15 protein-coding genes, 2 tRNA genes and 2 pseudogenes are annotated in these 21833 nt (G+C 49.9%); 3 read left to right on the forward strand and 16 right to left on the reverse strand.

Features of this window, described 5'->3' with window-relative positions; genetic code table 11:
- Positions 1 to 66: 66 nt before the first annotated feature.
- From pnp to WC5_RS17460, 8 genes are all read right to left on the reverse strand, one after another.
- Positions 67 to 2202: a polyribonucleotide nucleotidyltransferase gene (gene pnp / locus WC5_RS17495; protein WP_000933927.1), complete on the reverse strand. Its 2136-nt coding sequence runs from the start codon at positions 2200 to 2202 to the stop codon at positions 67 to 69.
- A 246-nt stretch (positions 2203 to 2448) separates the two neighbouring features.
- Complete coding sequence (gene rpsO / locus WC5_RS17490) at positions 2449 to 2718, reverse strand: 30S ribosomal protein S15 (RefSeq protein WP_000059470.1); 270 nt, start codon at positions 2716 to 2718, stop codon at positions 2449 to 2451.
- A gap of 148 nt (positions 2719 to 2866) precedes the next feature.
- On the reverse strand, positions 2867 to 3811 hold the full coding sequence (gene truB / locus WC5_RS17485) for a tRNA pseudouridine(55) synthase TruB (protein WP_000089703.1): 945 nt from the start codon (positions 3809 to 3811) through the stop codon (positions 2867 to 2869).
- Positions 3811 to 4212, reverse strand: a complete 402-nt coding sequence (gene rbfA, locus WC5_RS17480; protein WP_001040205.1) for a 30S ribosome-binding factor RbfA — start codon at positions 4210 to 4212, stop codon at positions 3811 to 3813. The genes truB and rbfA overlap by 1 nt, the downstream gene beginning before the upstream one ends.
- A gap of 162 nt (positions 4213 to 4374) precedes the next feature.
- Positions 4375 to 7047 carry a translation initiation factor IF-2 gene (gene infB, locus WC5_RS17475; RefSeq protein WP_000133059.1) on the reverse strand — a complete coding sequence of 891 codons (2673 nt, stop codon included), beginning with the start codon at positions 7045 to 7047 and terminating at the stop codon, positions 4375 to 4377.
- 24 nt (positions 7048 to 7071) lie between these two features.
- Positions 7072 to 8559 (reverse strand): transcription termination factor NusA, encoded by a 1488-nt coding sequence (nusA, locus tag WC5_RS17470; RefSeq protein ID WP_001031044.1) that lies wholly within the window; start codon positions 8557 to 8559, stop codon positions 7072 to 7074.
- A gap of 27 nt (positions 8560 to 8586) precedes the next feature.
- Positions 8587 to 9039, reverse strand: a complete 453-nt coding sequence (rimP, locus tag WC5_RS17465; protein ID WP_001300397.1) for a ribosome maturation factor RimP — start codon at positions 9037 to 9039, stop codon at positions 8587 to 8589.
- A gap of 206 nt (positions 9040 to 9245) precedes the next feature.
- Positions 9246 to 9322 (reverse strand) — tRNA-Met (locus WC5_RS17460).
- Positions 9323 to 9669: 347 nt separating this feature from the next.
- Between WC5_RS17460 and argG the strand changes: the two genes are divergently transcribed.
- Entirely contained in the window at positions 9670 to 11013 is a 1344-nt protein-coding gene (argG, locus tag WC5_RS17455) for an argininosuccinate synthase (RefSeq protein WP_016231478.1), read from the forward strand.
- A 239-nt stretch (positions 11014 to 11252) separates the two neighbouring features.
- On the opposite strand, the gene yjhR is transcribed toward argG, so the two are convergent.
- The 5 genes and pseudogenes from yjhR to WC5_RS17430 all read right to left on the reverse strand — a co-directional run bounded on the left by yjhR (position 11253) and on the right by WC5_RS17430 (position 17448).
- The gene (gene yjhR, locus WC5_RS17450; protein WP_000378099.1) at positions 11253 to 14768 is read right to left on the reverse strand and encodes a helicase YjhR; all 3516 of its coding nucleotides are present in this window, start codon (positions 14766 to 14768) and stop codon (positions 11253 to 11255) included.
- A 489-nt stretch (positions 14769 to 15257) separates the two neighbouring features.
- Positions 15258 to 16205, reverse strand: coding sequence for a nucleotidyl transferase AbiEii/AbiGii toxin family protein (locus WC5_RS17445; RefSeq protein WP_000342501.1), 948 nt, complete (start codon positions 16203 to 16205; stop codon positions 15258 to 15260).
- Positions 16198 to 16593, reverse strand: coding sequence for a DUF6088 family protein (locus tag WC5_RS17440; RefSeq protein WP_000152740.1), 396 nt, complete (start codon positions 16591 to 16593; stop codon positions 16198 to 16200). Before WC5_RS17440 ends, WC5_RS17445 begins: the two co-directional genes overlap by 8 nt.
- A gap of 69 nt (positions 16594 to 16662) precedes the next feature.
- Positions 16663 to 17253 (reverse strand): annotated as a pseudogene (locus WC5_RS17435) (DUF4942 domain-containing protein); the annotation flags it as partial.
- Positions 17254 to 17363: 110 nt separating this feature from the next.
- A tRNA-Leu gene (locus tag WC5_RS17430) sits at positions 17364 to 17448 on the reverse strand.
- Positions 17449 to 17599: 151 nt separating this feature from the next.
- Here WC5_RS17430 and WC5_RS24700 point away from each other — a divergent pair.
- Both WC5_RS24700 and WC5_RS17425 read left to right on the forward strand, forming a co-directional pair.
- Positions 17600 to 17731 (forward strand): annotated as a pseudogene (locus tag WC5_RS24700) (alcohol dehydrogenase); the annotation flags it as partial.
- 116 nt (positions 17732 to 17847) lie between these two features.
- The gene (locus WC5_RS17425; protein ID WP_001294528.1) at positions 17848 to 19350 is read left to right on the forward strand and encodes a helicase HerA-like C-terminal domain-containing protein; all 1503 of its coding nucleotides are present in this window, start codon (positions 17848 to 17850) and stop codon (positions 19348 to 19350) included.
- A 127-nt stretch (positions 19351 to 19477) separates the two neighbouring features.
- Here WC5_RS17425 and lptG read toward each other — a convergent pair whose 3' ends face one another.
- From lptG to ytgA, 3 genes are all read right to left on the reverse strand, one after another.
- Positions 19478 to 20560, reverse strand: a complete 1083-nt coding sequence (lptG, locus tag WC5_RS17420; RefSeq protein WP_010346283.1) for an LPS export ABC transporter permease LptG — start codon at positions 20558 to 20560, stop codon at positions 19478 to 19480.
- Complete coding sequence (gene lptF / locus WC5_RS17415; protein WP_000584137.1) at positions 20560 to 21660, reverse strand: LPS export ABC transporter permease LptF; 1101 nt, start codon at positions 21658 to 21660, stop codon at positions 20560 to 20562. Before lptF ends, lptG begins: the two co-directional genes overlap by 1 nt.
- 62 nt (positions 21661 to 21722) lie before the next feature.
- The gene (gene ytgA, locus WC5_RS25625; RefSeq protein ID WP_211180521.1) at positions 21723 to 21773 is read right to left on the reverse strand and encodes a protein YtgA; all 51 of its coding nucleotides are present in this window, start codon (positions 21771 to 21773) and stop codon (positions 21723 to 21725) included.
- Between the last annotated feature and the right edge of the window lie 60 nt (positions 21774 to 21833).

Genomic DNA, 21833 nt, shown 5'->3' on the forward strand with positions numbered 1-21833 from the left:
CGGTTGCTAACAAGGCGTCCTGCCTGGTTAAAAGCCCCCCGCCGCAGCGGAGGGCAAATGGCAACCTTACTCGCCCTGTTCAGCAGCCGGAGCTTCCGGTGCCGCAGCAGGTTGAGACTGCTCAGTCGCTTCTTTAATGCTCAGACGGATACGGCCCTGGCGATCAACTTCCAGAACTTTCACCGGTACTTCCTGACCCATCTGCAGGTAATCGGTCACTTTCTCAACGCGTTTGTCAGCGATTTGAGAGATGTGTACCAGACCTTCTTTACCGCCGCCGATGGCAACAAATGCGCCAAAGTCAACGATACGGGTCACTTTACCATTGTAGACGCGGCCCACTTCGATTTCCGCCGTGATCTCTTCGATACGACGAATGGCGTGTTTTGCTTTCTCGCCGTCGGTCGCTGCGATCTTCACAGTACCGTCATCTTCGATTTCGATGGTGGTGCCGGTTTCTTCGGTCAGGGCACGGATAACTGAACCGCCTTTACCGATAACGTCTTTGATCTTGTCCGGGTTGATCTTGATGGTATGGATACGCGGAGCGAACTCAGAGATATCACCGCGCGGCGCGTTGATCGCCTGTTCCATTACGCCAAGGATATGCAAACGCGCACCTTTAGCCTGGTTCAGCGCAACCTGCATGATCTCTTTGGTGATACCTTCAATTTTGATATCCATCTGCAATGCAGAGATACCGTCGCGGGAACCCGCAACTTTGAAGTCCATATCGCCCAGATGGTCTTCGTCACCCAGAATGTCAGACAGTACAACGTAGTTGTCGCCTTCTTTCACCAGACCCATTGCGATACCCGCAACGGCGGCTTTGATCGGCACACCTGCGTCCATCAGCGCCAGAGAAGCGCCGCACACGGAAGCCATAGAAGAGGAACCGTTGGATTCGGTGATTTCAGATACAACACGTACGGTGTACGGGAATTTGTCCATATCCGGCATTACTGCCAGCACGCCGCGCTTCGCCAGACGACCGTGACCAATTTCACGACGCTTCGGAGAACCGACCATTCCAGTTTCGCCTACGGAGTACGGAGGGAAGTTGTAGTGGAACAGGAAGGTGTCAGTACGTTCGCCCATCAGTTCATCAAGAACCTGCGCGTCACGTGCTGTACCCAACGTTGCGGTAACCAGCGCCTGAGTTTCACCACGGGTGAACAGCGCAGAACCGTGAGTACGCGGCAGCACGCCAGTACGGACATCCAGACCACGGATCATATCTTTTTCACGGCCGTCGATACGCGGTTCGCCTGCCAGTACGCGGCTACGAACAACGTTTTTCTCGATAGCGTGCAGAATTTCACCCAGTTCGTTTTCGTCCAGGGTTTCGTCTTCAGCAAGCAGCGTCGCGATGGTTTCAGATTTGATCACGTCAACCTGTGCATAACGCTCTTGTTTGTCGGTGATGCGGTAAGCATCGCTCAGACGAGCTTCAGCCAGTGCAGCAACGCGTGCGTTCAGCTCTTCGTTTACCGGCTCCGGCTGCCAGTCCCAACGCGGTTTACCGGCTTCTTTCACCAGTTCATTGATGTTCTGAATAACAACCTGCTGTTGTTCATGACCGAACACCACTGCGCCCAGCATCTGGTCTTCGCTCAGCAGTTCAGCTTCAGATTCAACCATCAGTACAGCGGCTTCAGTACCCGCAACAACCAGATCCAGTTTGCTTTCTTTCAGCTCGTCCTGGGTCGGGTTCAGTACGTACTGATCATTGATGTAACCCACACGGGCAGCACCAATCGGACCATTGAACGGAATACCAGACAGAGACAGTGCTGCAGAAGCGCCAATCATCGCGACGATATCCGGGTTAACCTGCGGGTTAACAGAAACTACGGTGGCGATAACCTGAACTTCGTTGACGAAGCCTTCCGGGAACAGCGGGCGAATCGGGCGGTCAATCAGACGCGCGATCAGGGTTTCGCCTTCGCTTGGGCGGCCTTCACGACGGAAGAAGCTACCCGGGATACGACCAGCAGCGTAGGTACGCTCCTGATAGTTAACGGTCAGTGGGAAGAAGTCCTGACCTGGTTTGGCTTTTTTCTGGCCAACAACGGTAACAAATACCGCAGTGTCATCCATGCTAACCATAACAGCGGCAGTGGCTTGACGCGCCATCATGCCTGTTTCCAGAGTTACGGTGTGTTGGCCGTACTGGAATTTACGAACGATCGGATTAAGCAATGTAATATCCTTTCTCTTTCTTAGACAGCACCTTAACGGCACTGGTGTTAATACCCGATCTTCTGCGCATCCTCGCGACTAATGACAACCCTAACCCAGCCTGATGTGGGTAAAGCCTCTCATTAGCCGCGCGAACCTCTGCAACGGAAGATCATTCATAGCAACAATACATTAGTTTCCAGTGAATTGCTGCCGTTAGCTTGAAAAAAGGGGCCACTCAGGCCCCTTTTCTGAAACTCGCAAGAATTAGCGACGCAGACCCAGGCGCTCGATGAGCTGGGTGTAACGTGCTACATCTTTACGTTTCAGGTAGTCGAGCAGTTTACGACGCTGAGAAACCATGCGCAGCAGACCACGACGGCTGTGGTGATCTTTTTTGTGCTCTGCAAAGTGACCCTGCAGGTGGTTGATCTGTGCAGTCAGCAGTGCTACCTGAACTTCGGTAGAACCGGTGTCGTTTTCACCACGACCAAACTCAGAAACGATTTTAGCTGTTGCTTCAGTACTTAGAGACATTTTAAAACTCCAAAGTATATAGAATGAAAGGACGCCGATCTCTAATTCAGCGATCCCAGTGTACGTTACGTAAAGTGTTAAACAATTTACGCGACGTTAAGCGGCAGTATTCTACTCGTAGCGACCTGTTATCGCAAGACGGTTAACATTACGCCGGGTATTCAACCACCAGGCGACGAGGCGCTACGCGGCCTTCATCGTCAATTTCGCCCATACCGATAAACTTACCGTTCTCACCTTCCGTAACACGAACCAGTCCTTCCAGCGGCGCACCAGATGTACGAACCGGGTTACCATTTTTGAAGTAAACAGAAGACGTTAACGGAAGATTCACCACCGGATAGTCCGAAGCTGGACTGTCCATTGGCATCAATAATGGATCAAGCAATTTTGCCGCCGGAATCTCCTGCTGTTCAGCTTGCTCAACCAGTTCACGCAGATGTTCCAGAGTCACCATCCGTTCGACTGGATATTTACTTACTGCCAGACGGCGCAGGTAAATAACATGCGCGCCACAGCCGAGTTTTTCACCCAGGTCGTCAATGATGGTGCGGATATAGGTGCCTTTTGAGCAATGAATTTCCAGCTCCAGCTCATTGCCTTCATGACGAATAAACAGCAATTCATAAACGGTAATCGGACGCGCTTCGCGTGGGACTTCAATGCCCTGACGCGCGTACTCGTACAGTTTTTTGCCCTGATATTTCAGCGCCGAATACATCGAAGGGATCTGTTCGATATCGCCACGGAAAGTATCCAGTGCTGCCGCCAGTTGCTCTGCACTAAAGGTTACCGGACGCTCCTCAACGATTTGTCCGTCAGCGTCGGAAGTATCGGTACGCTGCCCAAGACGCGCAATCACCCGATAGCGTTTGTCGGAGTCCAGCAGATACTGGGAAAACTTCGTCGCTTCCCCGAGGCAAATCGGTAACATGCCGGTCGCCAGCGGGTCCAGCGCGCCGGTGTGTCCGGCACGGTTGGCGTTATAAATGCGTTTCACTTTTTGCAGCGCATCGTTGCTGGACATGCCCTGCGGTTTATCCAGCAACAAAACGCCGTTAATGTCGCGACCGCGACGACGAGGACGACTCATTAGTCCTCCTTGCTGTCGTCCGGGTTAACACGACGTTCTTCGTCATGTTTGACCACGCTGGTCACCAGGTTTGACATACGCATCCCTTCAACCAATGAGTTGTCGTAGAAGAAGGTCAGTTCCGGCACGATACGCAGACGCATCGCTTTGCCCAGCAGGCTGCGGATGAAACCAGAGGCTTCCTGCAACGCTTTGATGCCCGCTTTTACCGCATCTTCATCTTTGTCGTTGAGGAAAGTGACATACACTTTGGCATACGCCAGGTCACGAGACATTTCGACACCGGAAACGGTGGTCATCATGCCCAGACGAGGATCTTTAATTTCGCGTTGCAGGATGAGAGCGATCTCTTTTTGCATTTCCTGCGCTACGCGCTGCGGGCGACCAAATTCTTTCGCCATAATAAATTCTCCTGACAAAAAAGGGGCCATAAGCCCCTTTTTAAAATTAATTTCAGGTGGAAGGGCTGTTCACGTAGGCCTGATAAGACGCGCCAGCGTCGCATCAGGCAACGGCTGCCGGATGTGGCGCAAACGCCTTATCCGGCCTACACCCAATCAGCCTTAGGCAATCGTACGCTGAATCTCGATGATTTCGAATACTTCGATCACATCGCCAGTGCGGACGTCGTTGTAGTTCTTAACGCCGATACCACATTCCATACCGTTACGGACTTCGTTAACGTCATCTTTGAAGCGGCGCAGGGACTCCAGCTCGCCTTCGTAGATAACCACGTTGTCGCGCAGAACGCGGATCGGGTTGTGACGTTTAACCACACCTTCGGTAACCATACAACCTGCGATGGCGCCGAATTTCGGTGATTTGAACACGTCACGCACTTCTGCCAGACCGATGATCTGTTGTTTCAGTTCCGGAGACAGCATACCGCTCATCGCCGCTTTAACTTCATCAATCAGGTTATAGATGACGGAGTAGTAACGCAGATCCAGGCTTTCAGCCTCAATCACTTTACGCGCAGAGGCATCAGCACGAACGTTGAAGCCAACCAGGATAGCGTTGGATGCAGCCGCCAGGGTCGCGTCGGTTTCGGTGATACCACCTACGCCAGAACCGATGATCTTCACTTTAACTTCGTCAGTAGACAGTTTCAGCAAGGAATCGGAAATCGCTTCCACAGAACCCTGAACGTCAGCCTTCAGTACGATGTTCACTTCATGAACTTCGCCTTCGGTCATGTTGGCGAACATGTTCTCGAGTTTAGATTTCTGCTGACGCGCCAGTTTAACTTCACGGAATTTACCCTGACGGTACAGTGCAACTTCACGTGCTTTTTTCTCGTCACGAACAACGGTAACTTCGTCACCCGCAGCCGGAACGCCGGACAGGCCAAGGATTTCCACCGGAATGGACGGACCTGCTTCCAGCACTTCCTGACCCAGTTCGTTACGCATTGCACGAACACGACCGTATTCGAAGCCACACAGAACGATGTCGCCCTTGTGCAGAGTACCTTCACGTACCAGTACAGTTGCAACCGGACCACGACCTTTATCGAGGAAGGATTCGATGACCGCACCGCTCGCCATCCCGTTACGCACAGCTTTCAGTTCCAGGACTTCAGCCTGCAGCAGGATCGCATCCAGCAGTTCGTCGATACCTGTACCCGCTTTTGCAGATACGTGTACGAATTGGCTTTCACCGCCCCACTCTTCCGGCAGAATGCCGTACTGGGACAGTTCGTTTTTAACGCGATCTGGATCGGCTTCTGGCTTATCGATTTTGTTCACAGCAACCACAACCGGCACACCCGCCGCTTTCGCGTGCTGGATTGCTTCAATGGTCTGCGGCATTACGCCGTCATCTGCAGCGACAACCAGAACTACGATATCCGTTGCCTGCGCACCACGTGCACGCATTGAAGTAAACGCGGCGTGCCCTGGGGTGTCCAGGAAGGTGATCATGCCGTTTTCAGTTTCAACGTGGTATGCACCGATGTGCTGGGTAATGCCGCCTGCTTCGCCAGAGGCCACTTTCGTTGAACGAATGTAGTCCAGCAGAGAAGTTTTACCGTGGTCAACGTGACCCATGATGGTCACGACCGGTGCACGCGGTTCAGCCGCAGCGCCAGTATCACGGTCGCTCATTACCGCCTCTTCCAGTTCGTTTTCACGACGCAGGATAACTTTGTGGCCCATCTCTTCGGCAACCAGCTGTGCGGTTTCCTGGTCGATGACCTGGTTGATGGTTGCCATTGCACCCAGTTTCATCATCGCTTTGATGACCTGAGAGCCTTTAACCGCCATCTTGTTAGCCAGTTCGCCAACGGTGATGGTTTCACCGATCACCACGTCACGGTTAACGGCCTGAGCTGGCTTCTGGAAGCCCTGCTGCAGTGAAGAACCTTTGCGTTTTCCGCCTTTACCGCCACGAACCGCTGCACGCGCTTCTTCACGATCGGCTTTAGATTCTGAATGTTTGTTGCCTTTCTTCGGACGAGCGGCTTTCGCGTTACGACCACGGCCACGACCGCCTTCGACTTCACGATCGCTTTCGTCTTCTGCCTGGCGAGCATGTTGAGAGGTTGTAACGTGATAATCGCTGGAATCTTCGGTCGGTTCCGCGCTATCAGTCCATTTGTTTTCTTCCGCCATACGACGTGCTTCTTCAGCAACGCGACGTGCTTCTTCTTCGAGTTTACGACGCGCTTCTTCTTCAGCTTTACGCTTGAGCTCTGCAGCTTCCTGCTCACGGCGGGCTTTTTCAGCCTGGGCGTTTTTAGTCATATCGTCTTGTTGATTGCTCACTTTGTCTTTTTCCGCAGCTTCACGTTTCGCTTGTTCAGCGGCTTCACGTTTAGCTTGTTCTGCGGCCTCACGTTCAGCTTTTTGTTGCGCCTCGCGTTTGGCCAATTCTTCTGCCTCACGACGGGCTTGCTCTTCCGCTTCACGCTGCGCTTGCTCTTCCGCTGCAAGGCGTTCAGCCTCTTGCGGATCGCGTTTCACAAAGGTGCGTTTCTTGCGGACTTCGATTTGTACCGATTTGCTTTTTCCACCGGTACCAGGAATGTTAAGGGTGCTACGTGTTTTACGTTGCAGCGTTAATTTGTCCGGTCCTGAATTTTTCTGATTCAGGTGGTCAATTAAAGTCTGTTTCTCTTGTGCAGTCACAGAGTCGTCAGCAGACTTCCGGATACCTGCATCAGCAAATTGCTGTACCAGGCGTTCCACGGAGGTCTGTCGCTCTGCGGCCAGCGTTTTAATCGTTACATCTGTCATGCTGTTCCTTCCTGCTACAGTTTATTACGCTTCGTCACCGAACCAGCAAATATTACGGGCAGCCATAATCAGTGCTCCGGCTTTTTCGTCGGTCAACCCTTCGATATCAGCCAGATCATCAATGCCCTGTTCGGCGAGATCTTCCAGCGTACAAACGCCACGGGCGGCCAGTTTGAATGCCAAATCACGATCCATCCCTTCAAGGTTCAGCAGATCGTCAGCCGGTTTGTTATCACCGAGGCTTTCTTCCTGGGCCTGTGCAATGGTGGCCAGTGCATTTTTAGCACGCTCGCGCAGTGCTTCAACAGTCGGCTCATCAAGGCCTTCAATTTCCAACAGCTCTTTCATCGGCACATAGGCCAGTTCTTCCAGCGTCGAGAAGCCTTCTTCTACCAGGACAGTGGCAAAGTCTTCGTCAATGTCGAGATAACGGGTGAAGGTATCGATCGCTGCGTGTGCTTCCGCCTGATGTTTAGCCTGCAGGTCGTCAACGGTCATTACGTTGAGTTCCCAACCACTCAGCTGCGAAGCCAGACGCACGTTCTGACCGTTACGGCCAATTGCTTGCGCCAGATTACCAGCTTCAACGGCGATATCCATGGTGTGTTTATCTTCATCCACCACGATAGAAGCAACGTCTGCCGGTGCCATCGCGTTGATCACGAACTGCGCCGGGTTATCATCCCACAGGACGATATCGATACGCTCGCCGCCGAGCTCGGTGGAAACTGCCTGAACACGGGCACCGCGCATACCGACACAAGCACCTACCGGATCGATACGTTTATCGTTGGTTTTCACCGCGATTTTCGCACGAGAGCCCGGATCGCGAGCTGCAGCTTTAATTTCAATCACTTCTTCGCCGATTTCCGGCACTTCAATGCGGAACAGTTCGATCAGCATTTCCGGCTTGGAACGGGTTACGAACAGCTGCGCGCCACGCGCTTCCGGGCGAACGGAATAAAGTACGCCACGAACGCGGTCGCCCGGGCGGAAGTTTTCACGCGGCAGCATGTCTTCACGCAGGATGACAGCTTCAGCATTGTTACCCAGATCCAGAGAGATATTATCGCGGTTTACTTTTTTCACCACGCCGGTGATGATTTCACCTTCGTGTTCACGGAACTGATCAACAACCATCGCGCGTTCGGCTTCACGAACTTTCTGCACGATAACCTGTTTTGCCGTCTGGGTCGTAATGCGGTCAAAGGTGACAGACTCAATCTGATCTTCAACGTAATCGCCCAGGTTCAGGCTTTCATCTTCAAAACGCGCAGCTTCAAGGGTGATTTCTTTGGTCGGCTGAGTGACTTCATCAACAATCAGCCAGCGACGGAAGGTGTCAAAATCACCGCTTTTGCGATCGATCTGTACGCGGACGTCGATCTCTTGTTCATATTTTTTCTTGGTTGCTGTAGCCAATGCGCTTTCCAACGCTTCGAAAATTTTCTCGCGAGGCAGCGCCTTTTCATTGGAGACGGCTTCAACTACAGCCAAAATTTCTTTGTTCATCGCGGGGTTTTCACCTCATCCAGACTATTAAAAGTGGGGAACCAGGTTCGCCTTCTGGATATTACTCAGCGCGAACACTTCATCTTTACCTTCGACGGTAACTGTGATCATTTCACCGTCTACCGCTTTGATAACGCCCTGCCATTTACGACGGTTTTGTACCGCCATACGGAGAACCAGAGTCACCTCTTCTCCGACGAAACGGGCGTAGTGTTCAGCCGTGAACAGTGGGCGATCGAGACCCGGTGAGGAGACTTCCAGGTTATAAGCAACGGTGATGGGATCTTCAACATCCAACACGGCACTTACCTGGTGGCTCACATCAGCACAATCATCAACATTGATGCCATCTTCACTATCAATATAGATGCGCAGTGTGGATGTGCGACCGCGAATAAACTCGATGCCAACCAGTTCAAAACCCAGGGCCTCAACTGGCGCAGTAATCATCTCTGTTAATTTTTGCTCTAATGTGGACAAGCCCACCCCCAAGACATAAAAAAAGGGCCTAAAGCCCAGTTATTCTGTAGTCAGATAACAAAAAACCCCGATAAATCGGGGCTTTATATAACTGAACCCTATAACCGCAAATGCGGTCTGGAGCACTTTCCAGAAGGATTTTTTCAAATCCCACTACGAAGGCCGAAGTCTTCACAGTATATTTGAAAAAGAACTCTAAGGGAAAGTGGTTGCGGGGGCCGGATTTGAACCGACGACCTTCGGGTTATGAGCCCGACGAGCTACCAGGCTGCTCCACCCCGCGCCTGAAACGTGGCAAATTCTACTCGTTTTGAGTAAAAAATGCAAATACTGCTGGGATTTGGTGTACCGAGACGGGACGTAAAATCTGTGGTCATTATAGTGATCCACGCCACATTTTGTCAACATTTATTGCTAGTCACGTGAATGGATATCCAGTTCACTTTCATTGATTGAATAATTTCTACCTCACCTTACTTCTCTTAAACGCATTATTTTACAAAAAACGCACTAAACTCTTCCGGTCTCCGATAAAAGATGATTAAATGAAAACTCATTTATTTTGCATAAAAATTCAGTGAGAGCGGAAATCCAGGCTCATCATCAGTTAATCAAGCAGGGTGTTATTTTATGACGACGATTCTCAAGCATCTCCCGGTAGGTCAACGTATTGGCATCGCTTTTTCTGGCGGTCTGGACACCAGTGCCGCACTGCTGTGGATGCGACAAAAGGGAGCTGTCCCTTATGCATATACTGCAAATTTGGGTCAGCCAGACGAAGAGGATTATGATGCGATCCCTCGTCGTGCCATGGAATACGGCGCGGAGAACGCTCGTCTAATCGACTGCCGCAAACAACTGGTGGCCGAAGGCATTGCCGCTATTCAGTGTGGTGCTTTCCATAACACCACTGGCGGCCTGACCTATTTTAACACCACGCCGCTGGGTCGCGCCGTGACTGGCACCATGCTGGTTGCTGCCATGAAAGAAGACGGCGTTAACATCTGGGGTGATGGCAGCACCTATAAAGGAAACGATATCGAACGTTTCTATCGTTACGGTCTGTTGACCAACGCGGAACTACAAATTTACAAACCGTGGCTTGATACTGACTTTATTGATGAGTTAGGCGGTCGTCATGAAATGTCTGAATTTATGATTGCCTGCGGTTTCGACTACAAAATGTCGGTCGAGAAAGCCTACTCCACCGACTCCAATATGCTTGGTGCGACGCACGAAGCGAAAGATCTGGAATACCTCAATTCCAGCGTCAAAATCGTCAACCCGATTATGGGTGTGAAATTCTGGGATGAGAGTGTGAAGATCCCGGCAGAAGAAGTCACGGTACGTTTCGAACAGGGTCATCCGGTGGCGCTGAACGGCAAAACCTTTAGCGATGATGTGGAAATGATGCTGGAAGCCAACCGCATCGGCGGTCGTCACGGCCTGGGCATGAGCGACCAAATCGAAAACCGTATCATCGAAGCGAAAAGCCGTGGTATCTACGAAGCTCCGGGGATGGCGCTGTTGCATATCGCTTATGAACGTCTGCTGACAGGTATTCACAACGAAGACACCATCGAGCAGTATCACGCGCATGGTCGTCAGTTGGGTCGTCTGTTGTACCAGGGACGTTGGTTCGATTCCCAGGCATTGATGCTACGTGACTCTCTGCAACGCTGGGTTGCCAGCCAGATTACAGGTGAAGTTACCCTGGAGCTGCGTCGCGGGAATGATTACTCCATCCTTAATACCGTCTCTGACAATATGACTTACAAACCAGAACGTCTGACGATGGAAAGAGGTGACTCGGTGTTCTCGCCAGATGATCGTATTGGTCAACTGACCATGCGCAACCTGGATATCACCGATACTCGCGAGAAACTTTTCGGTTATGCCAAAACGGGTCTGCTCTCATCTTCTGCAGCTTCAGGCGTACCGCAGGTTGAGAATCTGGAAAACAAAGGCCAGTAATTCGACGTTAACCCTGCCCATCAAGGGCGGGGTTATCTGGATTTCCTCTGTCAAACCTTTTCTTATAATGCCATGCGCATTATGCAAAGATGAAAGATGAGATAAACAATGAGATTGAAAATAGGGAAGGCGACTCGCAATAAATCTTATAGTCGCCTTCATATGAGTAAAATATTCTCTTTATCGATTTCACCGATGACATTATTACGTCATCCTGTGTCAGGAACCGATCTTCGCACTTATAGCTGACGCTGTTCCAGACTGCTATATATTGCCTTTATTTCATTTTTTACGCCTTCGCCACGGTACACCAAAGACGTATCGTATCGTTGATATTTATCTTCCCGCGCGGCACTGAACCAGTTAAAAGATCCGACGCACAGCAGCTCTTCATCCTCAATCACAATTTTGCTGTGGACACGATTAACCAATTTCGTAGCGATACCCATATTATTGAACTTTTCAACAGCATCATTCAGCAGATGTCGTTTCTCCTGACGCTTACCATCATCGACATGCGCTATATTGCAGTTTTTATCCGTCACCACGGTAATATCAATGCCCCGGGAACGGGCCAGAGCCATTGACGCCAGAAACCCGGTTTGCTCCACTTTTTGCCAGGATAACCAGGGAGAAATGATCGTTATTTTCTTTTGAGCCCCGGCAAGAGCCTTATTCAAAAATGCATCATGCTGCTCCACACCATGCAGCGTTGAAATCTGTGCATTTGCGGAACTTAAATCTTGTCGTTTCTGAAACTCAAATTGCAACGCATTGTTGTCTGAAGCAAACAGATATGTAGCCAGTAATCCTCGCGGCGAGGAAGCCGGCTGCATCTCAATAAGGTCCATATCCCCAAAAACCAGAAAACTATCTTTCGCACGCGAGACTGCGACATTGAGGATGCTGCTATTGCTATCAATAAACCGCCCATCCTCATGTTTTGAATAGACCGTAGAGAAAAGAACTATCGCCCTCTCCGCCCCCTGCAAGGAATGCACAGTTCCCACGGTCAGCGAATCATCTTCGTCACTGCAATTAATCTCCAGCTTACGCAATGACGTCTTGATGGCATTAACCTGTGCCGAAAATGGCGTCACAATGCCAACGACTTTATACAACGGTTCCCCGTAATGGCGTTCTATTTCTTCCTTATGAGCCACCAGCCATGCTGCAATTGTTTCAGCTTCGAGGGAGTTGTAACGGCTACCTCCATTTGGCTTCATACCCCTGCCGTCAATATGCAGATACCCCATTGCCGGGAAAATCGTTTCTTTTTCCAACCCTCTTTTGGGCTGCAACTTACCGTGATAGCAAAGTGAATTACAGTAGCCAATGATGTTATCGAAGCAGCGACGATGCTCATACAGATACATTCCGCGCTCGAACTTGGGATCATACTGATAGCGAGAATTGTATTGAGCAACCTTCATCACGCTGCCAGATGCCGCACTTTTTCCAGACTCACACACATGAGAATATGCATTCATTAACTCTTCCTGAGTGACGCCAGGAAGAATGTTATCCTCCAGCATATTGCCTATATCGGTGATGGGCAGACAATTCCAGATAGGTGCTATTTGTTCCGTATCGCCTATCACCAGAGATTTCTTCGCCAATGCAAATGAGGCCGCAGCAACCTCCGGGAGCACCTGCCCCGCTTCATCAACAATCAGTAAATCGGCAAAGTTATATAAATAATGATTATCAGGTTTTCCGTCCCTGCCGAAAGATTTTTTCCTGCTCATATGGTAAGGCAACATGTAGCAGGTCATCACCACACAAGGGGTAAGTTTCATTCTTCTTAACCAACGAGCCTTAACGCTAATTGCCTCATTGAGTCCTTTTTCTTTTTGCAGATTATTGATAGCCGCCATATCCATCAGCCAACGCCCCTCCCAATAATGGGTCGCTAACAAGAACGCTGGAAAACGGATCTGCGTATCGGCAAGCTCGTCTGCTCCGGCCAGGTTCAATTCATCATCCCCCCTGTAACCCAGAGCATAAGTCAACTCGCGCCATTGGTTTGCTGCTTCCATTTCGCGTCGGGCTATGTCCTGCGCAAAATTGATGTTCTGTTGGCACTCCACCTGCTCTTTTTGCGTTTTAGCAATCAAACCATCAATAAATTCATCAATATCTTCGGGATAATTTCCCTGGAACGATGTCATTCTTGCGCCGAATGTAGAGTCCAGGAAGAGATTAATCTGGCAATGGCGTTTAGTACGAACAGCAGGAAGCCATGACAAAATCGCATACACAAGCGACTCATCAGCACGGTATTGCTGCCACTGCTTTTTACCTCTGACTAAAAGTGAAATTTCATTGCCAATATTAAAAAGGAGTGTGTTTTTGTCCTTAAGATACTGGTCGAGATTCTCACTGATGGCTCGCCGTTCATGGCGGATATCTTTGAGTCTGCGCCATGCGGGTTCGATTTGCTGAAGTTGCATAAACTGTGAAGTTAAACGCTCATGCAAAAGCTTCACTACATGCTCTGGGGAATTGCACTCCCCGACGCCAAAAGCCACCTCAGCTTTTTCAAGGTAAAAGGCCCGGGCATTTGCCAGGTATTCCAGGGATTCAACGCGGTTAAAAAAATCTTCAGTCTGGTATTTTTTCGCAGCCTCAATCTTACGGCTTTTAGACGGAAAATAAGCGCCATAGCTTTTTACCTCCGGCAACCAACGTCCAGCCATTACGCCAAAACCAGTAGAGAAGTCTTTTCCAAAGGCTTCAATAATATTGGTGACGGCCTGATTGTTAGTTGATGTGGCAATAATTACAGGAGGTTCAGTTTGATTAAGTGCAGCTCTTGCCCATTCGGTGGCAATAATAGAAAGCACCAGCGTGGTTTTACCGGTTCCCGGGGGACCATTGACAGCGAGCATATCGCCTGGTCGTTGAGTCAGATAATGGCTCAGGGCATCGCGCTGCGCCACAGCCAGCGGGAACTTATCGCCAGAATGCCCCAGACGTTCGCAGAACATAGCATTCTTAGCGAGAAGTGGCTCCACCGGGGCCATCTCATTTGAGGCAAAACGCGTTAATAACGGAACCTTAACCTGGCTCATCAGCAGATGATCATACATAGGCAGGATATGAACACTGGCCCCTACATGCTGGCTCGCTTTGACAATATAACCATATCCAGCCCGTTCATATGGCTCAGGTGTAGCAACCCAATTTCCAGCAACGTTTCTTAAAAGGTTGTTTGATTGTTGAAGATAATTTTGCCAATGCTGGCGATACCTGGCATGGCGCTCCGCTTTCTCTTCGTCAGTTTCTTCATAATGTTCCGGTTCATCTTCATTAATAGTGGCTGTGTTATGCGTAGTTTTGTATTTGTCATATTGCGCCAACTCACCAATAGAAAAATGGCCGGAAGGGAGAGGTTCAAGCAGATCACGGGGAATAGTAGCTGAAGCAGCAGGGAACAAAAAACCTTCTCTATTCAGGAGAGCGGAAGTAACCAGTGGCGTGATAATTGCGGGTGCACCTGCCGTTTGTTCTTTGCCATGTTTTACTATGCGGTTCCACACCTGGGGTCGTAACACGACTTCAACGGTTTTTACCGACTCCCCTTCACCGTCAAAAAATGCCCGAATAGTCTCGTCATCCAACTGCCCTGCGGTGATGTTTATCCACCGAGTGAATGAGTCGGTATCTTTACGTGAAAACGTTCCTTTACCAGATTCGGCGTCAGCTAAGGAGTTGCGCCAGTATGAAGTGAATCCCAACGTATTGCTGTCCATTTTCCATTCCGTGACATAATAGAAATCATTGATTTCATTAATGTAAATATTATTTATGATTAAACATTGTCCACGATGCGAGCGCGATCGCAATAAATATTGTGCCTGGAGGATGGATTAGATTTTCTGAAAGGGCTGAATCCTTAATAAATGAGCGCATACATACCTGGTTCGATATTCTTAAGGGATTTAATATGGATTGAATCAGGTTGACGTTAGTTGAAAAAAACAGCGGAAAAGATTTGTATAGTGCGGATTTTAGACACAAAAAAAGCCGCCCTTGAGCGACTTGATGTGCATACGATGTGGTGCGAAGGCCGCACAGCTCTTTCAAACATAATTCATTGAAATTAATGTGATTTATTAACCCAAAAATCACTTTGTATACTCAGCGCGATTCTCTGAGAAATCAACAACCTGAATAATCAGTCGGTACTTTAACGCTTCACAATGTTTATCGGAATTTCAAGTAAAGACAAATGCTGCATATCAAGTATTCAGGATGGATAACGCTAAGCTCCTAAACCTGGAGTAAGCCTCATCCCATGTGATCTTTCGCTCTCCATACACCATTGGAGAAACAAACTGCTGATAGCGCATCTGGTAGAGAGGATTGTTCGCCAACTCATCCAGTCCCATTTTTAACTCATCAACTGGACACGCGCAAAACTGCGGGTACTGGTTGCCGTAACGCTGAATGTCCTGCTCAATAGTTTGTTGAACAAAATCAACGAGCAGACTCATATCAACATGACTCGTCTCAACAATACAGTTTGTATCGTAGATATGACGTACCAGCGATGCATCATCAAATCGCTCAACATCTCGCACAACTGCCGCAGTACGACGTAACATCGCCACCAGCTTTTCAGCCTGTGTGCTAATGATAGTTGCGCATGGAAACGCTGAAACAATAGCCGCTTTTCCCGTGATCCCTGTTACCAGTGAATGAATATCCCGTAATTCAAAAGGCTCCAGTAACTTCGCTTCCATCAGTTCCAGTCGGATAAAAGGACGCAAACAAGGTGCCTGCACCACTCGCTGTGGATAACGAACAGGTATGTCATTATAACGATATTCATCCCGCGTCACTTTTGGGTAATCATCATCAAAATTGAACACACCCGATGAAGCTATTGCACTGGAAACTGCCTGAACAATTTCTTTACGGGTATTTTTTCGCTGAGTGCGGGAAAGTGTCTGAAATGCATCCTTAGGCACCAGTTTGATATCCACATCTTCCGACATGCGATTAAGTGCGACACCTGATTTTGCCAGAGCAGTTCCTCCGGCAAACACCAATTGATGAGTATCGAACACCAGAGGTTTAAGTAATTGCAAAAGCTCAACGATATAGTGATCTTTTTCCACAATTGCGACAGACTCAATACCAAGCGCGTCAGCCACTTCAGAAAAAAGAGTGGTTAAATCATCCATTTAATCTGCTGTTCCCTACAGATAATACGCGTTTAAAACGCCGGGGGGTTTTTATCTCCGGTGAAGCTGGGATCTGCGTAGAAGTACCGCTGTTGTATGCCTGCGTTGCACCAGCAAAACGATAGCGTACTTTCAGGCGTTCCAGCGTTTCGACAATCACCGCTGAAGAGCCTCCGGGAGCCGCTGGCATTACCTTACCTGTAATACTGTTCCGCCGTGCTTTGGTATATACGCCATAACCAACCTTCAACAGTTGCCCTTCCCTGACAAGATCGCGCAATACCCGACCAACCTGATCGTAGCCTGCAATATCTTTAAAGTCGTCACGAGTGAATACGTAACGTTTAGAACGTTTCAGTCGTGACTGAATGCGTGCTTTTATCGTCATATTCGCCTCCTGAGTCATTGCATAAAGAGTAGCAAAAATACGACATTTTAGATAGCAAACATACGACATTCATTTTGCTGATAACGCTGACGGATAGTGCTTCGCCACAATGTCATTCATCTTATCCACCAGATCCAAACGTTTGAAAGTGATATGCCCACTGCCTTTCTGGTAATAGCGGATGACAAATAAATCGTCATCAAATATCTGCTCATGCGGGTGAGCACTAACGAAGTCCATAAACCGAATCGAAACATCATGCCGGTTATCGGGAATGGTCTTCCCATCCAGCAGGTATAACATCCGTTCCAGATCGGCGAGTTGATCTTCTCGCCAGCCCCAGTTCAGGCTGTAGCCCCATCTGTCATGCTTCACCAGATTGTTAACGATAATCTTCTTACCGAAATAACAGGGATTATTGGTTTTGTAATCCCAGCTCAATCCCTTAAATACATTGATAATCCCACGTTCGAAAACGTCCTGCTTGTTGTTGTGGAGTTGTTCAAAGGTACTCAGGATGTTGGCTTCGCTAATCGCCGGAAGATCGCCCTCCTCCAGGTTATTTGCCCACTGACTGCGGGCTTCGGCATCCATCAGAGTCAACATCCCGGACTTCAGCATGAGATCGCGCCAGATGCTGCGATCGATATTGCGGGTGATGTGGGTTGAGTCAGGTTGACTTCAGTTGAGGAGAAAAGCTGGAAAAGCCTTGTGTAGCGCGGATTTCAGGCATAAAAAAAGACCTCAGTTGAGGTCTATTTACATACTTTTGGTGCCGAAGGCCGGACTCGAACCGGCACGTATTTCTACGGTTGATTTTGAATCAACTGCGTCTACCGATTTCGCCACTTCGGCACTGAAGAGGTATGCGGAAAACGTTGTGGATTATACCTGTCATGCGCCGCCATGCAAGCGCCAGCTTATGCCTGCCTCGCTAAGTGCTGAAAATTTCGGCATTGTATTCCACGATGTGTAACCTCTGTCACACTCCAGGCACCTGCCGACCATGCTCTACACTTCCCGCAGCAAAGTCGCACCAACAACCGAACTGTTCCCAATGTCGAAAATTAACGATGCCATCCAGCATGTACGTGACGGTAAGGCGCGCTGCCGCGTGGTCCTGAAAGCCGACTTCTAATCCCTTTATCAGGTCGATTCTGCCCGGCCTTTAAGACATCTCGCAATCGGCTGAATTTAGTGGTGAAAACTTTTCAACCGTGCCTATACTCCAGGCAGGGAACTGGAGGAAATCTCATGAGCGAACCACTTTTAATTGCACGCACGCCTGACACGGAACTGTTTTTATTACCCGCTATGGCTAACCGTCACGGGCTGATTACTGGTGCAACGGGGACGGGTAAAACTGTCACGCTGCAAAAACTAGCGGAATCACTGTCAGAAATCGGTGTACCCGTGTTTATGGCCGATGTGAAAGGCGATTTGACCGGGGTTGCACAGGAAGGTACGACCTCGGAAAAACTGCTCGCTCGGTTGAAAGGTATCGGCGTCAACGACTGGCAACCACATGCGAATCCAGTGGTGGTGTGGGATATTTTTGGTGAGAAAGGTCATCCAGTACGGGCAACGGTCTCCGATCTAGGGCCGCTGTTGCTTGCACGACTGTTAAATCTCAACGACGTGCAAACTGGTGTGCTGGATATCATCTTCCGCATTGCTGACGATCAGGGACTGTTGTTGCTCGACTTTAAGGATCTTCGGGCCATTACCCAGTACATCGGAGATAACGCCAAATCATTCCAGAATCAGTATGGCAATATCAGTAACGCATCTGTTGGTGCAATCCAGCGCGGATTACTGTCGCTGGAGCAGCAAGGAGCGACGCATTTCTTTGGCGAGCCAATGCTAGATATCAAAGACTGGATGCGTACCGATGCCAACGGCAAAGGCGTTATCAATATCCTTAGCGCCGAAAAGCTCTACCAGATGCCAAAACTGTACGCTGCCAGTCTGCTGTGGATGCTTTCTGAATTGTATGAGCAACTGCCGGAAGCGGGGGATCTGGATAAACCGAAACTCGTCTTTTTCTTCGACGAAGCGCATCTGCTGTTTAACGATGCACCGCAGGTGCTGCTGGATAAAATTGAGCAGGTAATACGGCTTATCCGCTCGAAAGGCGTGGGCGTCTGGTTTGTCTCGCAAAACCCTTCGGATATACCCGACAACGTACTCGGGCAGTTGGGGAATCGCGTTCAACACGCTCTGCGCGCCTTTACGCCGAAAGACCAGAAAGCAGTGAAGACGGCAGCGCAAACCATGCGACCCAATCCAGCGTTTGATACAGAAAAGGCAATCCAGGAGCTGGGAACCGGCGAAGCGTTGATCTCATTTCTGGATGCGAAAGGTAGTCCTTCTGTGGTGGAGCGTGCGATGGTGATTGCGCCTTGTTCACGGATGGGACCGGTGACGGAAGATGAGCGTAACGGCCTGATTAATCACTCGTCGGTATATGGCAAGTATGAAGATGACGTGGATCGGGAATCTGCCTATGAGATGCTGCAAAAAGGAGTGCAAACCAGTACCGAACAGCAAAATAATCCACCAGCCAAAGGAAAAGAGATGGCTGTGGATGACGGTATTCTCGGTGGGTTAAAGGACATTTTGTTTGGCACTACCGGACCGCGTGGCGGAAAGAAAGATGGCGTAGTGCAGACTATGGCGAAAAGTGCCGCCCGCCAGGTCACGAACCAGATTATACGCGGTGTGCTGGGAAGCTTGCTGGGAGGGAGAAAAAGGTAAGTAAGGTGCTGTCTGTGCCCCTCACCCTAGCCCTCTCCCCAAAGGGGCGAGGGGACCGATCGAGCTCGTATTTGACTTTATCAAAAATCTGAAAGGGAGCTTTCGCTCCCTTTCTTCACTCATCTGGTTACGATTTTCTCATTAACAGCCACAGGCTGATTAAGAAGAAACTTGCACTTGGCAACAGTGCGCCGATGATCGGCGGGATGCCGTAAACCAACGTCAGCGGGCCGAAGATCTGATCCAGTACATAGAACACAAAACCGAAGCTGATACCAGTAACCACGCGCACGCCCATCGGCACGCTACGCAGTGGGCCGAAGATGAACGACAGAGCCATCAGCATCATCACCGCCACGGATAGCGGCTGGAAGATTTTGCTCCACATGTTGAGCTGATAACGTCCGGCGTCCTGACCGCTCGACTTCAGATACTTCACATAGTTGTGCAAACCGCTGATGGAGAGTGCATCCGGGTCCAGCGCCACCACGCCCAGTTTGTCTGGAGTGAGGTTGGTTTTCCAGGTGCCACTCACGGTCTGTGAACCGGTGATTTGTTTTGGATTAGTCAGGTCAGATTCATCAACCTGCGACAGACGCCAGACTTTATGTTCAGGATCAAACTTAGCGGAAGCGGCATAGCGCACAGATTGCAGACGACGATTTTCGTTAAAGGCATAAATACTGATACCCCCTAACTCTTCGTCACCTTTTACCCGCTCAATATAGACAAAATTATTGCCATCTTTAGCCCATAAACCTTGCTGGGTAGAGAGCAACGAGCCGCCGTACATCGCCTGTGCACGGTAGTTACGTGCCATCTGCTCGCCCTGCGGTGCGACCCATTCGCCAATCGCCATCGTCAGCAAGACCAGCGGAATGGCGGTTTTCATTACCGACAACGCCACCTGCATACGGGTAAAACCAGAAGCCTGCATCACCACCAGTTCGCTGCGCTGCGCCAGCATCCCAAGACCCAGCAACGCCCCCAGCAGAGCCGCCATCGGGAAGAAGATTTGCACATCTTTCGGCACGCTCAGCAGGGTATACATTCCTGCGCCTAACGCGTCGTAACTCCCCTGCCCGGCTTTTTTCAGCTGATCGACAAATTTGATAATGCCGGAGAGCGACACCAGCATGAACAGCGTCATCATGATGGTGGTGAAAATAGTTTTACCGATATAGCGGTCAAGTACGCCAAAAGGTTGCATCACACCGCTCCTTTACGCGAAAAACTGGCGCGCAGGCGGCGGACCGGCACGGTGTCCCAAAGGTTGAGAACAATCGCCAAAGCCAGATAAATCAGGTTAACGGTCCACATCCACAGCGTCGGGTCCAGCTTACCTTTGCCGCCGTTCGATTTCAGGGAGGTCTGGATCAGGAAGAAAAGCAAATACAGCAGCATCGCAGGCAACATCGACAGTACGCGTCCCTGACGTGGGTTAACCACGCTCAACGGTACAACCATGAGCGCCATCATAAACACGGTGAATACCAACGTGATACGCCAGTTCAGTTCCGCCCGGGCGCGATCGGTGTCGGTGTTCCACAACGTGCGCATGTCCATCTGGTCGGTATCGTTCGGGTCGAGCGCCACCGCCTGGTGACCAATGATCGCCTGATAATCCTGGAAGTCAGTAATGCGGAAATCACGTAACAGTGCAGTGCCTTCGAAACGCGTTCCCTGGTTGAGAGTCACCACCTGAGAGCCATCCCGCAACTGAGTTAAATGTCCGGAATCGGCCACCACCACAGAAGGTCGTGCATTACCTTTTGGTCGAATTTGCGCGAGGAACACATCTTTGAAATCGCTGCCGTCAACGCTTTCGATGAACAGCACCGAGCTGCCATTGGTCGCTTGCTGGAATTGCCCTTGCGCCAGCGCAGCCATGCCAGGGTTAGCTTTCGCTTCGGCTAACACCTCATCCTGATGACGCGATGACCACGGTCCCGCCCACATGACGTTAACCGCCGCGACAATCGCCGTGAACACCGCGAGAACCATTGCCGCTTTCACCAGAACCGCTTTGCTCAGGCCGCAGGCATGCATTACCGTAATTTCACTTTCGGTATACAGTTTACCCAACGTCATCAGCAGCCCGAGGAACAGGCTTAATGGCAGGATAAGCTGCGCCATTTCCGGCACGCCCAACCCGAGAAGGGAGAGCACCAGGTTCGCCGGAATGTCGCCGTCAACCGCTGCGCCGAGTATCCTCACTAACTTTTGACAGAAGAAGATCAAAAGCAAGATGAAGAGTATCGCCAGCTGGCTTTTGAGCGTCTCCCGAACCAGATATCTTATGATTATCACTTTAAATACGCCCGTAAAAACTCGTCTTTTGCAGGATTTTAGCTTGTTTCATGGCTTAAACGTCATTTATTCTCTTGAGTCGTCGAAATCGTCGCTAAGATAATTATACTCAACGGATTCACCTCTCAGATTTTGTTCTGACGTGCCAATGCCGTAATAACGTTAAGATTAAC

It is taken from the genome of Escherichia sp. KTE114, from assembly GCF_000407765.1.
In the GTDB taxonomy this organism is placed as follows: Bacteria; Pseudomonadota; Gammaproteobacteria; order Enterobacterales; family Enterobacteriaceae; genus Escherichia; species Escherichia ruysiae.